General features: G+C 30.7%; 14 protein-coding genes. 2 read left to right on the plus strand and 12 right to left on the minus strand.

All coding sequences use genetic code 11. From position 1 onward, the window contains the following. Positions 1–153: 153 nt before the first annotated feature. The 12 genes from MHL31_RS07075 to MHL31_RS07130 form a co-directional block, all read right to left on the minus strand. On the minus strand, positions 154–2,379 hold the full coding sequence (locus tag MHL31_RS07075; RefSeq protein WP_240228429.1) for a GH92 family glycosyl hydrolase: 2,226 nt from the start codon (positions 2,377–2,379) through the stop codon (positions 154–156). Between the two features lie 34 nt (positions 2,380–2,413). Then, a complete protein-coding gene (locus tag MHL31_RS07080) occupies positions 2,414–3,883 on the minus strand; it encodes an alpha-L-fucosidase (RefSeq protein ID WP_240228430.1) in 1,470 nt (489 codons plus the stop codon). Between the two features lie 10 nt (positions 3,884–3,893). After that, positions 3,894–6,218: a GH92 family glycosyl hydrolase gene (locus MHL31_RS07085; RefSeq protein WP_240228432.1), complete on the minus strand. Its 2,325-nt coding sequence runs from the start codon at positions 6,216–6,218 to the stop codon at positions 3,894–3,896. A gap of 6 nt (positions 6,219–6,224) precedes the next feature. Then, on the minus strand, positions 6,225–7,574 hold the full coding sequence (locus MHL31_RS07090) for an alpha-L-fucosidase (RefSeq protein WP_240228434.1): 1,350 nt from the start codon (positions 7,572–7,574) through the stop codon (positions 6,225–6,227). Positions 7,575–7,577: 3 nt separating this feature from the next. Beyond that, the gene (locus MHL31_RS07095; protein ID WP_240228436.1) at positions 7,578–9,899 is read right to left on the minus strand and encodes a glycoside hydrolase family 20 protein; all 2,322 of its coding nucleotides are present in this window, start codon (positions 9,897–9,899) and stop codon (positions 7,578–7,580) included. A gap of 29 nt (positions 9,900–9,928) precedes the next feature. Continuing rightward, on the minus strand, positions 9,929–10,948 hold the full coding sequence (locus tag MHL31_RS07100; RefSeq protein ID WP_240228438.1) for a N(4)-(beta-N-acetylglucosaminyl)-L-asparaginase: 1,020 nt from the start codon (positions 10,946–10,948) through the stop codon (positions 9,929–9,931). A 10-nt stretch (positions 10,949–10,958) separates the two neighbouring features. Then, positions 10,959–13,199 carry a GH92 family glycosyl hydrolase gene (locus MHL31_RS07105; RefSeq protein WP_240228440.1) on the minus strand — a complete coding sequence of 747 codons (2,241 nt, stop codon included), beginning with the start codon at positions 13,197–13,199 and terminating at the stop codon, positions 10,959–10,961. Between the two features lie 6 nt (positions 13,200–13,205). Continuing rightward, positions 13,206–14,321 carry a putative glycoside hydrolase gene (locus MHL31_RS07110; RefSeq protein WP_240228441.1) on the minus strand — a complete coding sequence of 372 codons (1,116 nt, stop codon included), beginning with the start codon at positions 14,319–14,321 and terminating at the stop codon, positions 13,206–13,208. A 97-nt stretch (positions 14,322–14,418) separates the two neighbouring features. Then, positions 14,419–15,480 carry a carbohydrate-binding family 9-like protein gene (locus MHL31_RS07115; protein ID WP_240228443.1) on the minus strand — a complete coding sequence of 354 codons (1,062 nt, stop codon included), beginning with the start codon at positions 15,478–15,480 and terminating at the stop codon, positions 14,419–14,421. A gap of 10 nt (positions 15,481–15,490) precedes the next feature. Beyond that, entirely contained in the window at positions 15,491–16,456 is a 966-nt protein-coding gene (locus MHL31_RS07120; RefSeq protein ID WP_240228445.1) for a glycoside hydrolase family 130 protein, read from the minus strand. Positions 16,457–16,499: 43 nt separating this feature from the next. Continuing rightward, the gene (locus MHL31_RS07125; RefSeq protein WP_240228447.1) at positions 16,500–18,380 is read right to left on the minus strand and encodes a sodium:solute symporter family protein; all 1,881 of its coding nucleotides are present in this window, start codon (positions 18,378–18,380) and stop codon (positions 16,500–16,502) included. Positions 18,381–18,394: 14 nt separating this feature from the next. Further along, positions 18,395–20,659, minus strand: a complete 2,265-nt coding sequence (locus MHL31_RS07130; protein WP_371824145.1) for a GH92 family glycosyl hydrolase — start codon at positions 20,657–20,659, stop codon at positions 18,395–18,397. 126 nt (positions 20,660–20,785) lie between these two features. Here MHL31_RS07130 and MHL31_RS07135 point away from each other — a divergent pair, with 126 nt between their 5' ends. Both MHL31_RS07135 and MHL31_RS07140 read left to right on the plus strand, forming a co-directional pair. Further along, the gene (locus tag MHL31_RS07135; RefSeq protein ID WP_240228448.1) at positions 20,786–21,868 is read left to right on the plus strand and encodes a sensor histidine kinase; all 1,083 of its coding nucleotides are present in this window, start codon (positions 20,786–20,788) and stop codon (positions 21,866–21,868) included. Beyond that, entirely contained in the window at positions 21,865–22,569 is a 705-nt protein-coding gene (locus MHL31_RS07140; protein WP_240228450.1) for a LytTR family DNA-binding domain-containing protein, read from the plus strand. Before MHL31_RS07135 ends, MHL31_RS07140 begins: the two co-directional genes overlap by 4 nt. Positions 22,570–22,593 lie beyond the last annotated feature (24 nt).

Below are 22,593 nucleotides of genomic sequence, written 5' to 3' on the forward strand. Positions count from 1 at the left end.
CTTATTTACTCACACATTTCTTATTATAATTTAAGAAACTTATAAGTCTTCATTTTTAAGATCACATATTATAAAAACCGTTATATTTAAACTTGATAAGGTGCTAAAAACAAGTTTAGCATAACGTTAATTTTTAATATTATTAGATTTTATTTACTTCAAAATAACTTTTAAGCTGTTTCCATTTACCAATTCATTATGGTTAATAAAATAACTTTTATGTTTTTTACCATTCAATAAAATTTGATTTATATATCCGTTTGTGTTGGTTTCTTTTTCAATAACCAATTCACTATTTTTATAATACTTTGAATCTAATTGAATCGTTATTTTATCAAATAATGGTTTTGTAATAGTGTATTTAGGTTCTCCTGGGGCAATTGGATAAATACCCATCATTGCATACACAACCCAGGTAGACATTGTTCCAGTATCATCATTTCCAGGAATTCCATCGGATGTGTTTTTAAAATATTTTTTAACTAATGCTTCAACTGTTTTCTGACTTCTCCATTCCTCACCTTTTACATAATTAAATAAAAATGGATAGGCTATATCTGGCTCATTTGCCATATCAAATTGATTGTCGTCAAAAACTTTTTGTAATTGATTGGTAAATGCTTTATTACCTCCCATTAATTTTTTAAGTCCTAAAATATCATGTGGAACCATAAAAGCATACTGCCAAGCATTTCCCTCGATAAAACCGACATTCTCAGTAAAGTTAGCTCCATCGTTAGGATCAAAAGGTTCGTACCAATTACCATTGCTTAGTCTTGGTCTTAATAAATCTATATTTTTATCAAATAGTTTTCTGTAAGAAATTGAACGATTTTTATAACGCTTATAATCGGCTGTTTTACCTAATTCTTTTGCTAATAACGCTATAGAATAATCGGCTGCATTGTATTCTTGTGTAGTTGAAACAGACCCACCATTATCGGTTGTTAAATAGCCTTTTTCAATATAATCTTTCAGTCCCGGACGTACTGGATTATTTTCAATCTGTTCAGCACTTTTTAGCATTGCATTATATGCCTTTTCTACATCAAAATCTTGAATCCCCTTTAAATATGTATCTGTAATTACAATACTTGCTGGGTCTCCAACCATAGTAAATGTTTCTGTAGAATTTAATTCCCATTTTGGTAACCACCCATTTTCATCGTACATATCTAACATACTTTGTATCATATTAGACTGTTGTTGTGGATAGACTAATGACAATAATTGATGCACATTTCTATAAGTATCCCATAACGAAAAAACAGTAAAACGTGTACCATCGGTTTTCCCTATTTTACCTGTTTTAATTTCAGGATATTCACCATTAAAATCGTTTAATGTGTTTGGGTGAATTAAAGTATGATACAAAGCGGTGTAAAAAACTGTTTTATCATTTGTTGAACCTCCTTCAACCTTAATTCTAGAAAGTAATGTATTCCACTCGTTATAAGTTTCTTTATAAATATCATTAAATGTTTTATTCGACGTTTCTTTTTCAAGATTTTCGCGTGCATTTTCTATACTTACATAACTTACACCTATTTTAACTTCAACAGTTTCAATTTTATCAAAATTGTAACTAAAATAAGTTCCAATACTATCTCCAGCAACCATTTTTATTGAAGCATCCATTAGCCTAGTTTTACCATTATAACCCATCCATTGTGCTTCTACACCTTTGTAAGTAGTAGGTTTTTTCCAAACACCAAATTTATCTGCTGGTTTAGAAAATTTAGCTACAAAATAAACTGGATATGCAGCTTCTGGACTGTTGTAACAAAATGAACCCACAGAACGCATTCCTTCAATTTCTGTTGAAGAAACCACTTGTACCATAGCACCTTGTTCGTTAGTTAACCCTAAACCTAAATTCAATAAAATATTAGATTGCCCTTTTGGAAATGTAAATTTACTTACACCAACCCTTTTAGAAGTTGTAAACTCGGCTTTTACATTATATTTATCAATTTCTGAACTGTAATATCCTGCTTTTGAAATTTCATTTGAATACGTAGAACCATATTTTAAATGATCGGTTTCAAGTTCTCCTGTTGTTGGCATTAATAATAAAACACCCAAATCTGGACAACCAACACCGCTTAAGTTAACTTGACTAAACCCTGTTAAAAAAGTGTTTTCGTGTACGTAGGGATTAGACAACCAACGACTGTCTTTTTCTAAAGGTAAATTTTCTGGACCAGCAACGTTAAATGGGCTTATACTAGCCATTCCTCTAGGTGCAATAGGTCCTGGAAATGTTGCTCCAAAATTAGAAGTCCCAATAATCGGATTTACATAATCAACTGGTTCTTGTGCTTGCATTGAAAATACAATACAAAAACTAACTAGTGCAAAAAATATATCTTTCTTCATATTAAAAAAAGTATTTAAAAACATAATTATTTTATTAATTAACAGCTTCAATTTTTAGTGTCCAAGCATGTTTTGATGGTAAATTATTTCTTAATTCTTCAGGAATTAAAAGTTTAAATCCTGATTCCATTTTCTCCCATTTCAACTTTTTATTAGATCCTAACATTTTAATTTTAGCGCCTTTTTTTGGGCTTATAGAATTTACAATAATTTCGGAAGGAATTTTATTTTCTCCTTCTTTAGCCAAATAAAACAAAAACACATTTCCCTCTTTATTTTGAGTCATGCATATATTTTTTTCTTTATATGGAGCAATTGGTTTTGTATTATATATGGCACTACTATTTACTTTCATCCAAGCTTCAAACTCCTTTAGCAGGTCATATGCCTGTGGTTCCCAATCACCTTCTGGTGTTGGTGCAATATTTAATAATAAGTTACCTCCTTTAGCTACAATATCAATTAAGGTATGAATTCCTTCTCTACCTTTCATATATTTAGAGTTTATCCTATGAGACCACCCTTCACTTGAAGTTATACAAGATTCCCAGGGATATGGTAATGTTTTATCTGGCACTCTATTCTCTGGAGTTAAGTAATTTTGATTTTTCCCATAAACAGCTCTATCAACAACAATTAGCCCTGGTTGCTTTTTTCTAGCCTTTAAAACCAATTCATCCATCTTAATATCTTGACTCACCATTTTATGTTTCATATAACCTCCTTTACTATCCTTTAACTTAAGAATATTAAATTTTTCAGTTTCTTCATCAGAAGCTTTACTCACCCATCCTCCATCTAGCCATAAAATATCAACTTTACCATAATCGGTCATTAATTCCAAAATTTGATTATGAGTAAAATCTACATATTTTTGCCATTTTTCTGGATGAGAAAGAGGGTCATAATTTACATTTCTATCTATAGGAGGAAAATATGGATCCCAATAATTTTCATGATTCCAATCTGGTTTAGAAAAATATGCCCCTACCCAAAAATCTTCATTTCTAAATGCATTGAAAATTTCCTTTGTAATATTTGCTTTAGGGTTTGTACTAAATGCACACTCTTTGTCCGTGATTTTATAATCTGTATACTTTGAATCAAACATTGAAAACCCATCATGATGTTTGGTGGTAAACACCATGTATTTCATCCCTGCATCTTTTGCAGCTTTAGACCATTTTTCTGGGTTAAATTTTGTGGGATTAAAAGTTTTTCTCAATCCTTCATATTCCTTTTTATATTTAAAGTAGTTATTCGGGTTGTTACCTTTTGTTCTTTTTTGCCAATCATAATCTTCTGGGCATAATGACCAAGATGCAAGTACACCCCATTGGCTGGAAGGTGCCCAATGCATTAACAATCCAAATTTTTTATCCTGCCATTCGTCTAATTTCTCTAAAACTAACGGATCAGTTTCTGGAACATATCTTTCCTCTTCATAAATACCTTGAGAAAATGAATTTATTGAAATTAATAATATAAAAAACAACTTTTTCATTTATAACTTTTTATTTTTTTGAAGTACTTAAAGAATATGGAACACTTTCTGAAGCACTTCCCCAATTTACATTAGGTGTATTATTCATTTTAAATTCTAACACTCCACCATTTTGAATAGCATCAAATTTTATAAAAGTATTGTTATATGGTTTTCCATTTAAATTGGCTGCATCTATATAAAAATTACTTTCAGAATTGTTTTCTGAATTAATTTCAAAAGTGTTTCCATTTTCTAAATGTAATGTTGCTTTTTTAAATAACGGACTTCCAATTACGTATTCATCTGCTCCTGGGGTTACCGGATAAAAGCCTAAAGAACTAAACACATACCAAGCAGATGTTTGTCCGTTGTCTTCATCACCACAATATCCATCTGGTGTTGCAGCGTATAGTTTTGTTAAAACATCTCTAACTTTCTCTTGAGCTTTGTATGATTGATTTGCATAATTATACAAGTAAATCATATGTTGAATTGGTTGATTTCCGTGTGCATAATTCCCCATATTTGCAATTTGCATCTCTCTAATTTCGTGTATTGTAAAGCCATAATATGAAGCATCAAAGGAAGGTGGCATATCAAAAACCTCATCTAATTTTGATGCAAATTGCTCTTTTCCACCCATTAAATCAATTAACCCATCTATATCATGAAAAACAGACCAAGTATAATGTAAACTATTTCCTTCAGTAAAAGCATCTCCCCATTTTAAAGGGTTAAAAGGTGCTTGAAAACTACCATCTTCATTTTTACCACGCATCCAATGTGTTTCTGGATCGAATAAATTTTTATAATTCATAGATTGCTTGTAGTATTTTTCTGCTAGCTCCATTTTCCCTAATTTTTCGGCCATTTTTGCAATGGTAAAATCGGCATAAGCATACTCTAAAGTTCGCGCTGCATTTTCGTTAATACCTACATTATAAGGCACATAACCCAAGGTATTGTAATATTCTAAACCTGCTCTACCTACAGAATTAACAGGTCTTCCATCTGCAACTGTTGCATTTTTAAGCATTGCTTCTAATAAAACTTCTACATCCATATCTTTAACACCTTTTAAAAAAGCATCAGCAATAATTGGAGCGGAATTAGAACCAATCATACAATCTCTATGCCCTGGACTTGCCCATTCCGGCAACCATCCAGACTCTTTATAAGTATTTGCCAAGCCTTGCATAATTTTCCCATTTAATTCTGGATACATCATATTAAAAAATGGAAATACAGCTCTAAATGTATCCCAAAATCCATTGTCTGTAAACATATATCCTGGTAATACTTCTCCATTGTATGGACTGTAATGTACTACTTCATTATTAGCATCAAACTCATAAAATTTTCTTGGAAACAATAACACTCGATATAAACTAGAATAAAAAGTTCTAATATTATCTATGTTATCATCTTGAATTTGAATACGCCCTAATTCTGTTTCCCAAGCTTGTTTTACTTTATCTTTAGTCTCCACAAAGGTATCGGCACCTATTTCTCTTGACAAATTTAACTGTGCTTGTTCAAGACTTATAAATGATGAAGCGACTTTTACGTGTACAGCTTCTCCTTTTTTAGTTTTAAATCCGATAATAGCACCCACATGTTCTCCTTCATTATTTGTTGAGTTTTCCACTAAATTCCAACCATCATTCCAAGTATGATTTATTTCAAAATCTTTATCGAACTCTGCAACAAAATAATTATGAAAATTATCTGGAACACCTCCACTATTATTTCTACAATACCCAATTATTTTACGTTCTTCTGGAAAAATCTTCACCATAGAACCTTTAAAAAAGGCATCTAACATTATGTATGATTTTTCAGATTCTGGAAAGGTAAATTTAAAATGCGCAGCTCTTTCTGTTGGTGAAACCTCAGCGGTTACATCATAATCCGCTAAATAAACTGAGTAATAATATGGTTTCACCGTTTCTGCTTTATGAGAAAACCATGATGCACGTTCATCTTCCTGAAATTTCAAATCTCCTGTTGTTGCCATTAATGAAAACGCTGCGTAATCGTTAATCCAAGGACTTGGTTGATGTGTTTGTTTTATTCCTCTAATTTTATATTCATCGTATTTGTAGGTCCAACCATCTCCCATTTTTGAAGTCATTGGAGTCCAAAAATTCATTCCCCAAGGTGTTGCAATTGCAGGGTATGTGTTTCCATTAGACAAACTAAATTCAGAATCTGTTCCCATCAACGGATTAACATAATCCACTAAATCTTTTTTTAAGATATTAGAATTCCCTTCAATACTTTTATTCTCACTACAAGAGTAAAAACTAATAAATAACAGTATAAATAAAATTTTAAATGTGGTATCTTTCATAATTTACTAATTAAGTTCTACTGCGTTTCCATGTCCTCGATACAATTTTAAAGCTCCTTCTAGCTCAACTTCTAATATTGTTACATGAGCATCAATATTTTTTTCATTTGGCGTTTCAATTCTTAAAATTCCTGGAATATTATTCCAAGCAGCTCCACCATTTCTTACATACTTTAAGATTTGATTATTTCCTAAAACTTTAATCGATTTCACTTTATTTTGAATTCCTTTTAATGAAATATAATTTTTAGGAGTGTCAAATAAACATAAATAAATCTTTGTTTCGTCTTTACTCAACAAAGTTGGCCCATAAAAATGTCCATAAGGTAAACCGGCTTTAGAATTAAATACTGCCGTTTCGTGTTTTTTAATCCATTCACCTAAAGCTTCTAAACGTTCAACTTGTTCTTTTGCTATAGTTCCATCTGGTTTTGGCCCAATATTCAATAATAAATTTCCACCAGAAGCAATTACTTCAACAAATGTTCTAACAATTTGAGATATTGGTTTATAATTAGTGTCGCTTGGATAATATCCCCAGTTGTCATTCATAGTCATACAAAACTCCCAAGCTCCTTCTGGTCTAACAACAGGAATTCCTTGTTCAGGAGTACTATAATCTCCGTGTGTTTTCAACCTTGAATTTACAATTACCTTAGGATTCCAGGCTAATAATGAATCTTTTAAAGACTCAGCTCTCCATTGTTCACTAGATTTTTCCCAATCTCCATCAAACCAATATAAATCTGGATTAAATTTTGTGCTCAATTCTTTTAATTGACCATTATTAAATTTTATAAAACGCTGCCAAGGTGATAAGAATTTTTGATTTTTTTGTGGATAGTTTTTTCTGGTATCTGGACGAGGAAAAACCACCTCATAATCTGGATGTGACCAATCACATAACGAATAATACAACCCTACTTTTAAGCCTTCATTCCTTAAAGCAGCAACGTAAGGTTGCACCAAATCTTTTTTAGCAGGTGTTTTTTCTTTTACATTTAACTTACTTAATTTAGTATCCCATAAAGCAACACCATCGTGATGTTTAGTTGTAAGTACTGCATAGCGAGCTCCTATTTTTTTAAATAATTTTGCCCAAGATTCTGGATTGTAATTTTCAGCTGTAAATTCCTTTCCTTGCGACATATAATCTTCATAAGAAATTCTTTTATGATACATAGACCAAGATTCTCCAATTCCTTTTACACCATAATATCCCCAATGAATAAAAACACCAAGTTTCGCATTTTTAAACCATTCTAAACGTTCTTCTTTAGTTAACTTAGTCTCTTGAGCATTTATTTGATTGCTAAAAAGAAATAAAATTACTAGTAATGTGGTTAAATTTTTCATTTTTTAATCAATTAAAATTTCATCTATAAACAACCAAGTATCTCCGCCATTTGGAGTCTTTTTTAAATTAGTTGCAATAACTTTTACAAATTGTGCTTTTTCAGTAGAGAATTCAATTTTAAATTCTTTTAGCTCTGAAGTAGCGTTTTTAACATAAGCTCTTTCTACACTTCCTACTTGCTTATAATTTTCTCCATTTAAAGAAACAAATACTTCAATTTTGGTTGGATAATATATTCCCGGCCCTTGATTTTCCATAGAACCTACAATTACATTACTTATTGAAGTTTCTTTTTCTAAGTCTATTACAACCTCCATGTCTTTACCTAACCAAGCTTGCCATTGACCATCGTGAAAGTTTTTTGTACCTCGTAATGTATTAACCAGAGTAAATATTCCTGCACCTTGATATCTTTCATTATAAATTTCTTTATAAGAAACTTTTTTACCAACAGCTTTATGAAATTTTATAATTTGATTAAACTCTTTTCCAATTGGTTTGTCATTTTCAAATAATGAAGCTTTTAAATTAGTAGTTTCTGTAATTTTAAAAGGTCCTGAATATTTTTTAGATGTACTATTTAATTCGGTTCCATCTATTGAATATCTAATATTTGAGTTAGGAAATTCATTTTTCAACAACACTTCAACAGTATTTTCTTCTAAATTTATTTGCGTATCAGAAGTTACTAGATATGCACTTTTAGCATAATTGATATCTAAAAATTCATATCTCTTAAACATTGAAGAAATTCTCTTAGAAAAATCTTCCCAATTACGAGATTCTTTTGGAGACCAAAGTGCTTCTGACAAAGCTGCTAATCTTGGAAAAATCATATATTCTGAATGGTCTTCAGTTTTAATTTGTTCTGCCCATAAATTTGCTTGTCCACCTAAAATATGTTTTGTTTCATCCTCGGTTAAATCTTCAACAATAGGGTCAAATTCGTATACTTTACTTAAAGGCGTATAACCACCCCAAGCTAATGGCTCTTCGTTTTGTGGCCCTTGATAATGGTCGAAATAACAATGTGTACCAGGTGTCATAACTACATCGTGACCTTGTTTTGCTGCTTCAACACCTCCTTTTACGCCTCTCCAACTCATAACAGTTGCTTCAGGGGCTAGTCCTCCTTCTAAAATCTCATCCCAACCAATTAATTTTTTTCCTTTTGAATTAATAAATTTCTCCATTCTTTTTACAAAATAACTTTGTAATTCCTCAACATTTTCAAGTCCTTCTGTTTGCATTCTTTTTTTACAATGTGGACATATTTTCCAGTTGGTTTTTGTGGCCTCATCTCCACCAATATGAATATATTTTGAAGGGAAAATTTCCATAACTTCTAACAAAACATTTTCTAAAAATTCAAAAGTACCCTCTTTACCTGCACAATAAATATCTGTTATTGGCCATAAACCACCTGAAGGCACTCCAATTGGCTTTTCTAGACATGACAATTCTGGATACGAAGCAATTGCAGAAGATACATGTGCTGGCATTTCAATTTCTGGAATAATTTCTACACTTTTAGTAGCTGCGTAAGCTACTAATTCTTTTAGTTCTTCTTGCGTATAAAAACCACCATAAGTTCCTTTTTCATCAGGTGAGGTTGTATATCTATCATCCCAATGTTTGTCTTCTTGATCTACTCTCCAAGCTCCAACTTCTGTTAATTTTGGATATTTTTTAATTTCAATTCTCCACCCTTGATCATCTATTAAATGTAGGTGCAACACATTCATTTTATGCATTGCTAAACGATCTATTACACTTTTTAAATATTCAATTTTGAAGAAATGACGCGAAACATCAATCATTAAACCTCTATATTGAAAACGAGGCTGATCTTTTATTTCAACAACTGGAATTATCCAATCTTGGTTCTCAACTACTTTTTGACTTTCAATAGCTGGAGGTAATAATTGCCTTAAGGTTTCTAAACCATATAAAAAACCAGCATTTTCACTTGCTATTATTGTTATTTTAGTATTTGTTACAGATAGTGTATAGCCTTCTTTTGATAACTTTGAATCTGTTATAAATTGAATATAACTGCTATTTGACACCTCTTTAACTACTTCAAGATTAAAACCTGCAGCTGTATAAATCTTTAAATTAAACTGCTTAGCCAACTCTTCTTGAAAAGCATTGGTTGCAACAATTTGTGTGTTTTTTGTAAATTCAAATACTCCTTCTTGTAATTGCAATTCTACAGGTTTTGGTATTATATGAATATCACTTTCTACAAAAACCTTAGGTTTTGAACAAGACGCTATTACAATTATTAGTGCTAGCAGTAAAAATTTATAGATTAATTTCATTTCAACAGTTTTATTGTATAAATATTTATTTAATTATCCCAAGACATTTTAAATTGTGCATCTTCCATTCTATTCCCTTTTTCTTCATCATAAACTGCATAATTAAATCCGGAACGTAAGCTATAACCTGCGTGTTCTCCATTTTTATTTACAGCAATAAATCCAACTTGTAAATACTCCATATCTTTATGATTTTTATGCTTATTATAGATACGCTCAACAATTTCTTTACAAGCTTCAAAAGGTGATTTTCCTTGGCGCATTAATTCCACAACCATAGCGCTTCCGGCAGTTCTAATTACAGCCTCTCCTAAACCTGTAGCTGCTGCTGCCCCAACTTCATTATCTAAGAATAACCCTGCACCAATAATTGGAGAATCTCCTACTCTACCATGCATTTTCCAAGCTGCTCCACTTGTAGTACAGCCTCCAGAAATATTACCATCCTCATCTACTACTAACATGGATATTGTATCGTGATTTTCAAAATTTATTACTGGTTTGTATTTAGATTCTTCTATCCATTTTTTCCAATCTTTTTCTGCTGCTGCAGTAAGTAAATTTTCTTCAACAAAACCTTCTGAAAGCGCAAATTGAAGAGCTCCTTTACCTGATAACATTACGTGAGGTGTATTTTGCAATACTCTTTTTGCTACTGAAATTGGATGTTTTATTCCTTGTAAAAATGCTACAGAACCACAATCGCTGTTATGATCCATAATACAAGCATCTAAAGTTACTTTTCCTTCTCTATCTGGAAAACCTCCATAACCAACGCTTCTTACTTTTGGGTCAGCTTCAGGAATTTTCATTCCTGCTTCAATAGCGTCTAATGCTGGTTTTCCATTTTTTAATTGCTTCCAAGTTGCTTCATTTGCCGGTAAACCGTGATTCCAAGTAGAAATAATTAATGGTTTTTTTTTGTTCTTAACCGCAACTTTTTCAGAAGCATCACCTTCCTTTTCGGTAAGCTCTTTACAGCTTAAAACGGTACTAATTCCTAAGGTACCTAATGCTGCTTTTTTTATAAAATCTCTTCTTTGTGACATACTCTTGGGTTTAATTGTACACTTTAGAACTTAAAGCCATGGTGTTTTTAGAATTTTTATTAGGAAGATTTCCCATTGTAAAAATCAGTTTTCCACCATTCATAATTTCTTTATGTGTAATATAATTTTGTTCAATTATTTTACCATTTAACTCTATGGATTGAATGTATATATTTTCTGAACTATTATTTTTAGCTTCAACGGTAAACATGTTTCCATTTTCTAAATTTAAACTTGCTGCATCAACATTTGGCGAACCAAAAGCATAAACTCCCTGTGCCGGATTTACAGGATAAAAACCTAAAGCACTAAACACATACCAAGACGACATTTGTCCACAATCTTCGTTACCACAATGCCCATTTGGTTCATTTTTATATTGAGTCTCTAAAATTTCACGCACTAACTCTTGAGTTTTCCAAGGTTTTTCTATGTAGTTGTACAAATATGCCACGTGGTGACTAGGCTCGTTACCATGTGCGTATTGTCCAATCATTCCAGTACTAAAAATTGGTAATTTATCTTCAGGAAGTGGGTTTAAAGAAAACATAGTATCTAATTTCTTTTCAAATAAATTATTACCTCCAATAATTTTAGTTAAACCTTCTACATTATGTTGTACAGACCAGAAATATTGCCAAGCATTACTTTCACAAAAATAAGGTGAGTATTCTTTTGGAATAAACTCTTTTACAAATTCTCCGTTCTTTAATTTAGGACGCATAAATGTACTTTGCGCATCGTATACATTTTGCCAATTTTCAGAACGTTTTAAAAATGTTTTGTAAGCATCAGTTTTACCTAATGCTTTTGCAAATTGCGCAATACACCAATCGTCATAAGCGTATTCTAATGTTTTAGAAACCGACCAATTTTCGTGATGTTCATCAACAGGAACATAACCAAGTTCCATATATTCATCAATTTGTCTAGATTTATCTGTTGCACTTGCAATACAAGCTTCAAAAGCTAATTCGCTATCAAAATCTTTAATTCCTTTAAAATAAGCATCTACAATAACAGGAACGGCATGGTAACCAATCATCATATTTGTTTCGTTTCCTTGCATAGACCATACTGGTAATAACCCAGTTTCTTTATAATGTGCTAATAAAGATTGAATCATATCCGAAGTTCTATCTGAATGTAAAATAGTATATAATGGATGGGCTGCTCTGTAGGTATCCCAGAGTGAAAAAGTATCATATCTATCAAAACCAACTGCTTTTGCAATACTATCATTTGCCCCTTTATAGTTTGAATTGTAATCACTTAACAAGGTTGGTGCTAACATAGATTGATACAACATTGTGTAAAAAATATGTTTTTTAGTAGTGTCTACTGTTGAAATTTGAATTTTTTTAAGTTCATTTTCCCATATTTCTTCAGCTTTTAATTTAATTTCATCAAAATTAAAATCAAGAGCTTCAATAGTTAATGACTTATGAGCACCTTCAATACTTGCAGAAGAAACACCCGTTTTTAAAACAATTTGTTCTGCTTCTTCTGTTTTATAATTTAAAACAATTCTTGTATTTACAGCTGTAACTGGAGAAGTTGTTAATGAATCGTTTTTAAAAACTTGATACGTTTCAAAAGGTTTAGACAGTTTAATTACAAAATATACACGTTGATCTTTTGCCCAACCTTTAGACTTTCTATACCCTTCAATAGTAGTATCATCAATTACATTTATATAAGTATCCATGGGTTTATCCCAATTTAATGCGTAGCCTAAATCTATAGTAATTTGACTAGCATCATCTTTTGGAAATGTATATCTATGTACCCCAGTTCTTTTGGTAGCTGTTAATTCAGCTTTAATTTCATAATCTAACAAATCAACCGAATAATAACCCGGAGAAGCGGTTTCTTTATTATGAGAAAAGCTTGAAAAAGGCTTAAAACTATTTTCTTTAATTCGTTTTGAAAATTTACTATTAGTTGGCATTACTAAAATATCGTATAAATCTCCAGCTCCTGTTCCAGGCAAATGCATATGAGAAAATCCAGAAATAATAGAATCTTGGTAATAATAACCTGCAATTCTATCCCATCCAGGAATACCAATATCCGGACTTAATTGAACCATTCCAAAAGGAACGGTTGCCCCTGGATATGTATTTCCAGGGCCATCTGTACCAATAAAAGGATTTACATAATCTATTAATTTTTCAGGTTTAGTTACTTTATTTGTACAGCTACCCAATAAAGTTAAAAAAACGATGCATATAAGTCCAAACTGCCTCATAAATTATTATTTTAAACTTTCTTTAGTTTCTTTAATTGCTTTTAAATATTCTTCAGTTATTGCCGGGCCATCGAAAAAAGTAACTCCTTTTGCTCCATTATCTTTTGCTAAATGAATTGCTTGTTTTAACTCGTCAACAGATTTAAATGCTGGAATAAAAACCCCTGTATTTACACCAATTCCTTTATCTTTTACATCATCAACACCTTGTTTTGTAGCAAAACCAACCCAATCTACCTCTTCATTATAAAAACCATGATAAATCATAGGATATACTTCATTAATTGTCCATTTATCCCAACGTTGACGCACCATATGGTCTGCCATTTCTGGATAAGGAAAAACCGCTGCCGTTAAATTTTTATTGTACTTATGAACAATTTCATAAGCATCGTTTACCACATCTCTTACTGCATTTAAACGAAATTGTTTCCATTCCATATCAATATCGGTATTTTCAATATTTCTTGGATTTTTATGATGTATTTTTTCAAACTTACTTACACACGCGTCACAATAACAAAAATCGAATTCTGGCAATTCTTCATCTTGAACTAAATCGTATTTAGGTAATAAACCTATTGGTAAAAAAATATCTGAAAAACGAATATAATCTAAATGTACACTTTCAATTCCATCAACTTTAGCCAAACCTTCAACTAAACTTAAAACGTGGTTACGAGATTCTTCTCTAGTTGGACATAACCATTGGTAGTACCCTACATAAGGACGTGTATCATAACAAGATTTTCCTTCTTTACTAACGGCATACCATTCTGGATGTTTCAAAGCAATAGTATCTCCAGGGCGATTCATTGCCATAATCCAAGCATGAACCTTTAATCCGTTTTCAGTTGCTATTGGCGTAATTCTTTTTAATAATTCTGGATCCGTTCCTGTGTTTATTAACACCTCATCAATACCAGCAGATTTATACTTTTTAAATTCTTTTGCGTACTCTTCATTCGCTTTTTCTTTACTAGCTGAAATCCATACCCCAAATTCAAAAGGGTTATCAGTTACAATGCCTTCTGAAGTTGATGCATCTGTTTTTTCTTTTGTGGTTTCACAAGAAAAAATAGTTATTATCAAGACGAAAAATAATAGTTTGTGTAGTTTCATATGTTAATATTTATTGATTTTAATTAGTCATATGTAATTCGCATTTCGACATTGGCGTTTACAACCAAATTTCGGTCATGCTCATTTCATAATAAATTTAATTTGAAATAATTTTACCGTTTTCTTTAATAGTTAATGTATTGTTTGTAAAAGGGCTTTTTACCGAAATATTATAACCCGTTTTATGATTTTCTAGAGTTGGCTGTAATGTTTTATGATTTACAATAATTGCTTTATTAGTTAAACTATCTATTGTTGTTGCCCAAGTATTGTATTTTTCTCTGTAGTTTCTTTGTGCTTTATATAAATTATATAATTGCTGTTTTATGCTATCATCTTGAGGAATTGTAAATGTATCATTTGAGCCTACTTCTTTTGAAGAAAAATAAACATAACCCCATTTTTCAGGTTCGTGCATATTTATAACACCTTGTGGAGACCATACCCAATTGTATTCGTGTAATAATTTACCATCAGCATCCTCTTTTCTTTGATACTTTCCATCTTCCAACTGAAAATCCCAATTAACTCTTGAAAAATTAACTCTCCAATGTTTATTTTCTGGCACATTTTTCTCGAAGTAAGATTTTTTATACGCTTTCCAAGGTATTGCTATTTCTAAAGTCCAACCATTATCTTTATCTGTTGGGTTATTTAAAGTACCATCTACATTTACGGCAGATTTTAATCCTGTTAAAGTCCAATCATTTAACACAACATTTTGCTCTCTGTAAGGTTTTGTAATAAATAAATCCCACACAGTATTTAATGCATTAATTTCCAATTCGTAATAATTAAACGTATCACCGTCTGGATCTATAAAAACTTCAAAATCGTTATTATGAAAAATAATGGCATCGTGTTCTGTAATATCTGCCCAAACATGTGGTTCTTCCATTTTTGCTAAAATGTAAAAGTACGTTTCATCCCACATCATTTTAACCTGTGTTTTGTAAGTTGGTTCTTTTACACCTTCAATATCTATAAAAGTATCGGACCATGCTATTTTACTCCAAGAAGTTTCTGTAGCTGCTCCATCAACTTTAATAGTTTCAGAAGTTTTGTAAGCTATATAACTTTTGGGCATATTATTTTTTGATTGGGCACAACTCACTACTGTAAATAAGCAACAGGCAATAACTAATTTTGTAAATTTCATATTTAAAATTTTATAAACTATTCTCTTTTGTGTATTTAATTACTTCACTTATTTTTCCAAAAGCCATTGCTACAACTGTATCAGCAGCTCCATAATATACCGCTAACTTATCTTCTTTAATATCATGCAAAGCTGCACATGGAAATACAACATTTGGCACATCACCAACTTGTTCGTAATTTACATGAGGACCTAACAAATAAGGTTGTGTTCTATATTTTACTTGATCTGGTTTATGTTCATCTAAAATGGCAGCTCCCATTGCATATCTAAATCCATTGCAAGTATTTATTACACCATGGTATAACATTAACCAACCTTCTTTAGTTAAAATAGGAATTGGTCCTGCACCAATTTTTGTGCATTGCCATGCACTATCTTCAAAAGGTGTAGCTTTCATAACACAACGATGTTCTCCCCAATATTTCATATCGGGACTGTAACTGATATAAATATCTCCAAAAGATGTGTGTCCATTATCACTTGGGCGACTTAACATTGCATATTTTCCATTTATTTTTTGTGGAAATAGCACTCCATTTCTATTAAAAGGAAGAAATGCATTTTCGCATTGAAAAAACTCTACAAAATCAAAAGTGTAACCAATTCCAATTGTTGGACCGTTATAACCATTACACCAAGTAATCCAATATCTATCTTCAATAAAAACAACACGAGGGTCGTATTTATAATCAGAATCTATCATTTCAGTATTTCCAGCTTGCATCACTATTGGTTCGTGATTAATATTCCAGTCAATTCCATTTTTACTAAAACCTGCAAAAATATTCATTTGAACTGCTTTATTATCACATCTAAAAACACCAGCAAAACCATCTTTAAAAGGCACCACTGCACTATTAAAAATACTATTAGAGCTTGGTATTTGATCTCTTTTTATAATTGGATTTTCTGTATATCTCCAAATTACATCAGTACTATCTTTAGGTTTATCTTGCCAAGGTATTGTATTCACTATATTGTATATTTTAAAGTTTATTTGTTTTATTTTCAACTATTTAGTTAGGCAGTTTTCTAACACGATCTAACCAGGTAAATTTAAGTATTATGGATGTGATTATAAAAACCACTAATGAAATCCACATTTTTGGGTAATCTCTAATCATTAAATAAATTGGTAATACAATCATACTCGATTGCCAAACAATACCAATAGCACAATTCATCATATCTAACCAAAATTCTGAATTTTTTTCAGCTGTTTTATCATCTTTTTTTAATTCATTTAAAACGGGTTTCCAAAATCCCCAAGGATGTACATTTTTATAAAATGATTTTAGCACTTCCATATTTGTTGGAGCACTTAAATACGTTCCTAAAAAAGAACCCAACAACGAAAAACCAAATATAATTGGAAATAAATAAATAGCTGAAATATTAGATAAATCATAAAGCATTGAACCTTCTGTAAAATTACCTTTATTTTGATCTAATAAAAACTGCAAACTAGCAATAATTAAACCGGCTAACATTCCCCAAAAGTATCCCCAACCGTTAAAGCGCCACCAAATCCACTTTAAAAAATTTGCTGCCACATAACCTCCAAAAAGCGCACTTGTTATCCATAATGTTAACGAGTTAATTGAATCTGCAAAAAAGCCCATAAAAACACCTAAACCAACCACTATAAATGAAGCGATATGACTTGCTTTTACATAATGTTTATCGGTGGCTTCTGGTTTAAAATATTTTTTATAAATATCGTTTACAATATATGCAGGCCCTGCATTTACAAAGGCTGAAAAAGTTGACATAAATGCTGCTAACAATCCGGCTAACAACAGTCCTTTAATACCTACTGGTACATGAAAATTAATAACTCTAGGTAAAATAATTTCTAAATCTGCTCCTGTTAAATTTGGATTAGCAATCATTTCAGGTGCCAATACAACTAAGGCAATAACAACAACTCCTCCGATTAATAAATACCTTGGAATAAATAATATTAAATTTGTAAAACCAGCCATATACGCTGCCTCTTTAACCGTTTTTGTTGATAAAATACGTTGCATATCAAAACTAGGAGTTGGACCAGCAATACTTGCAAAAAATCCTTTAAATAAACTCATCCCAATTAAAGCACCAAACATTTTATAACCTTCAGAATCGACTAAATCGTTAAAAGCTTGGTATTTTGAACTATCCCAATGTGTATCTAATTCCCAACCAAAAAATACATTTTTCCATTCGGATGTAATTACACTATTTATTTCTACATCACTAAATGCAAAAAAAGCATACCCCGCCACTAACACACCTGCAATTACCATAATACCGTATTGTAAAACTTCAGTAGCAACAACAGAAAACATTCCTCCTTTTATGGTATAAATTGTTGTAAGAAAAATAATAATTAAAGCATATGATTGTTCTGAATTAAAAAGGATAGAATTTCCTATTTGTAAGGTAAAATCCCAAGGTAAAATAACAGTCATAAACTTACCAACACCTTCAAAAAAGTAAGCTATAAAACCAATTGCTGCAACTACGGCAAAAATTGCCACAATTTTATGAGAAGCTCTACCAGCCTTATCATCTCCAAAACGAGTTAAAATCCATTCGGAACCTGTCATAATATTAGACCTTCGTATCCAAACGGCTAAAAACATCATTATAAAAATTTGATTCCAAATTGGCCACAACCACATTAACATAAAACTTTTAGCTCCGTAGAGAAAAAGCCAACCTACCATTAATGCTGTTCCCGAAATATCAAACATTCCAGAACCGTTACTTAAACCCAGAAAATACCATTTAATATTATTTCCTCCTAAAAAATAGGAATTTAAACCTTTTGATGCTTTTTTAGATACCCAAATCCCCACAAAAAGTGTTAGTAAAACGTAAATCGCAATTATTGATGCGTCAATTATATCCATCCTTATTAATATTCTTAATTAGTGATTCCCCAATTTTTATTTGGAGTGTTTCCCATTACAAATTGAAGTGTACCACCTTGCAAAATTTGTTTATGGCTTATTGAAGTACTATTAAATACTTTTCCATTTAATGTAGCAGATTGAATATATATATTTTCATCTGAAACATTTTCTGCTTTTATTGTAAATGAAATATCTTCAGAAATTTTAATTGTTGAAGATTTAAATAATGGACTTCCTATTTGATACTCTCCAGAAGCAGGACTGTATGGATATAAGCCCATAGAACTAAATACGTACCATGCCGACATTTGTCCGCAATCTTCATTTCCACTTAAACCATCTGGAGTTGTATTGTATTGTGTTTTTAAAATTTCGCGCACCCAATATTGCGTTTTCCAAGGCTTATTTGCATAATTGTACATATATGCAATATGATGACTTGGTTCGTTTCCGTGTGCATATTGTCCTATTAACCCCGTTATATCTGCCGAAACATTATCTCCTGTAATTTCTGAAGACTCTGTAAATAGCTGCTCTAATTTATCTGTAAATTTATCTTCGCCTCCATGTAATTTAATTAGGTTTTCAACATCATGCAAAACAAACCAACTATGTTGCCAAGCATTACCTTCTGTATACTCTGCATGCACTCTGTGTGCTGAATATTTTGGATCGAATGGTTCTTTCCAAGCATTACCTTTTGCATTTTTACCACGCATAAAACCTGTTTCTGAGTCGTATAAATGTTGGTATGCTTTAGAACGATTTAGAAAATACGTATAATCTTCTTCCTTACCCAATTCTTTAGCTATTTGAGCTACACACCAATCGTTATAAGCAAATTCTAAGGTTATTGTTACAGATTCATCTAATAAATCGTGAGGAATATATCCGTATTTTTTATAATACTCTAAACCTCTATCGTCTTGCATCATTGTGGTTTTCATAGCTTCATAAGCTTTATTAATATCAAAACCTTTAATACCTTTTACATAAGCTTCAGCAATTACTGGAATTGAGTGATAACCTGTCATTGTATTGGTTTCATTTCCATATAAGGTCCAAACTGGTAATTTTTTATTTGTTTGGTAATATTCTAACATTGTATTTATAATGTCCGAAACTTTATCTGGAGCTAAAAATGTTAATAAAGGTTGTTCTGCTCTAAACGTATCCCAAAGAGATAACGTTGAATATGCCGTATAATCATCGGCTTTTATAATTTCATCGTTTTCTTTTCTAAATTCATTATTTGCATCGCTAAAAGTAACGGGAGCAACTTGCGTATGATACAATGCTGTATAAAAAATTGTTTTTAAATCTTCATTATCTGTTTCAATGGTGATGTTTGATAAATTTTTATTCCAAATTTTAGAAGACTCATTTTTTATAGCTTCAAAATCAATTGTCTCTTTTGATAAATTTTCTAAAGCATTGGCCTCGCTAACCGATGAAACGGCTACTTTTACTAAAAGCTGATTAGAATTTTCTGAATTAAAAAAGAGTTGTGCAAAAGCCTTTTCACCTTCAACAGTAGTTACATTACTTTTATAAGCACCATCATTTACCAATTGATATGTTTTTATTGGTTTAGAAAATTGTGCAACAAAAAATACCTTTTGATTTTTTGCCCAACCCGTAGAATGTCTATATCCCGAAATGGTATTTTCATCTAATATAGTTATTTTTGAAGCCGTTGTTTTATCCCAATTAATAGCAAAACCTAAATCAATTACTACAGATTGTTCATCTTTTTCTGCAAAAGTATATTTATGGTAAGCGGTTCTTAAACTAGATGTTAATTCTACATTTATATCAAAATCTTTTAACTTTACGCTATAATATCCAGGCGAAGCACTTTCTTGATTATGAGAATAGAAAGATTTATAAGGAATATCATCTCTTGTTTTAATTTGTGTAGCTAAATCAACCTTTTTATTTATTGGCATTAAACGGATATCTGCTAAATCTCCAATTCCAGTTCCGCTTAAATGCAGATGACTAAAACCAATAGTTATAGAATCTGAATAATGATAACCAGAACACCAATCCCAACTAGAGATACCGTTATCTGGACTCACCTGTAACATTCCGAACGGCACCGTTGCCCCTGGATATGTATGACCATGTCCACCTGTTCCAATAAAAGGATCTACAAATTTTGTAAGATTTTTTTGAGGAATTATTTTTGCTTCATTTGTAGAATCTTTACAAGAACTAATTCCTAACAAAATTCCTATTAAACAAAGTAATTGTAGTTGCTTTATTTTCATCATTTTTCGAATTTTAAATTTTGGATTTTAATTATAGTTATAAATATTACTTATTTTAGTGATTTTAAAAAAAAAATTAGACGTACTACACATAAACAAGGTTAAACATTAAAAAAAGTTAAAAAAACAATGTCGGTAACAAATTATAAAGCCACATCAATTTCATCTAAAATTCAAGAAATATCTTTAAGACATCATATAATATTTTGGTCTTTATATTTTATTTTTAACACATTCCGTTGGGGAAGTTATTTTGATGATTACCTATATTCTCTAAAAACAAACCTTATTGGCTTTCCAATACACATGACTTTAAGTTATTTAAATGTATATGTGTTTATGCCTAATTTTATATTTAAAAAAAAATACTTAACCTATATTATTTTACTTGTACTGTCTCTTTTTACCATGTTACTTGTAAAGTTTAATTTAACATATTACTTAGTAAGTGAAAATGTTTGGCCTGAAGGAACCGAAGTTATTAGCAAGTTAACCTTAAATTATTCTATAGATATGATGATTGGTGAGTTGTATGTAATTACGTTTGTTACTGCAATTAAAATTACCATGGATTGGTTAAAGGAACATAAAAGAGTTACGGATTTAGAAAAAACACAGCTAGAAACCGAATTATTATTTTTACGAACTCAAATTTCTCCTCATTTCTTTTTTAATACCTTAAACAATATTTATTCACTTTCTTTAGAAAACTCTAAAAAAACACCAAAAATAATTCTGAAACTATCAGAGTTAATGCGTTATTTTTTATACGAAACAAAAAAAAGTAAGCAAACTTTAGAAAAAGAAATTATTAGCATTCAAAATTATTTAGACTTAGAGCGTATTAGATTTGATAATAATTTAGAAGTAAATATGACTATTTCTGGAGATATATCAAACAAAAAAATTGCTCCAATGCTATTACTTTCCTTTATTGAAAACGCATTTAAACACGGTGCAAACAAAAATATAGGTAAAACTAAAATTGATATTGATTTTTTAATTAAAGATGATTTTCTTTACTTTACAATATCAAACCCAATACCAACTACAACAACACAGAAACAACATGAAGAAAAAACTACAGGTGGAATTGGTTTAGAAAATGTAAAAAAAAGGTTAGCTTTGGGTTATCAAAAAAAAGAATACAATTTAAATATTGAACAAAAAAACAATTTATTTATAGTGGCTCTTAAAATTAAACTAAAATGAAAACAACCTGCGTTATAATTGATGATGAACCCCTAGCAATAAATGTTATAAAAAATCATTTAAAAGAATTTAATGATATAGAATTAGTAAAAACTTTTACTAACGCTGTTGAAGCTTTATCTTTTTTTAAAAATAATGCGGTTGATCTTATTTTTTTAGATATAAACATGCCTTTATTGGATGGTTTAAATTTTATAAAATCCCTAGAAAAAAAGCCACTTATAATTATTACCACAGCACATATTGAATATGCTGTAGAATCTTACGAATTAGATGTTTTAGATTATTTGGTAAAACCTATTCCATTTCCAAGATTTGTAAAGGCAATAAACAAAGTTTCTAAAAATTTAAACAAACAAACAGTAAACAAACAACAACCTGAAAAACTATATTTTTTTATCAAAATTGATAAAAAGAAAATGAAAAAAATCTATTTAGATGAAATTTTAGTTGTTGAAAGTTTAAAAGACTATTTAAAAATAACCACTGTTGATAATAGATTTATTATACACCAAACCCTTTCAAGTTTTACCAAACAACTACCTCAAGATAACTTTATACGCATACATAGATCCTATACAATTGCTATTGATAAAATTGATACTATAGAAGGAAATAGCGTTGAAATAGCTGGGGTTAGATATCCTTTTGGAAGAACTTATTGCGAAGAAGTAAAAAATAAAATTTTAAATTTATATTAAATTAAGTTTATTAACTGATTTTAA

It is taken from the genome of Lutibacter sp. A80 (assembly GCF_022429645.1).
GTDB lineage: Bacteria > Bacteroidota > Bacteroidia > Flavobacteriales > Flavobacteriaceae > Lutibacter.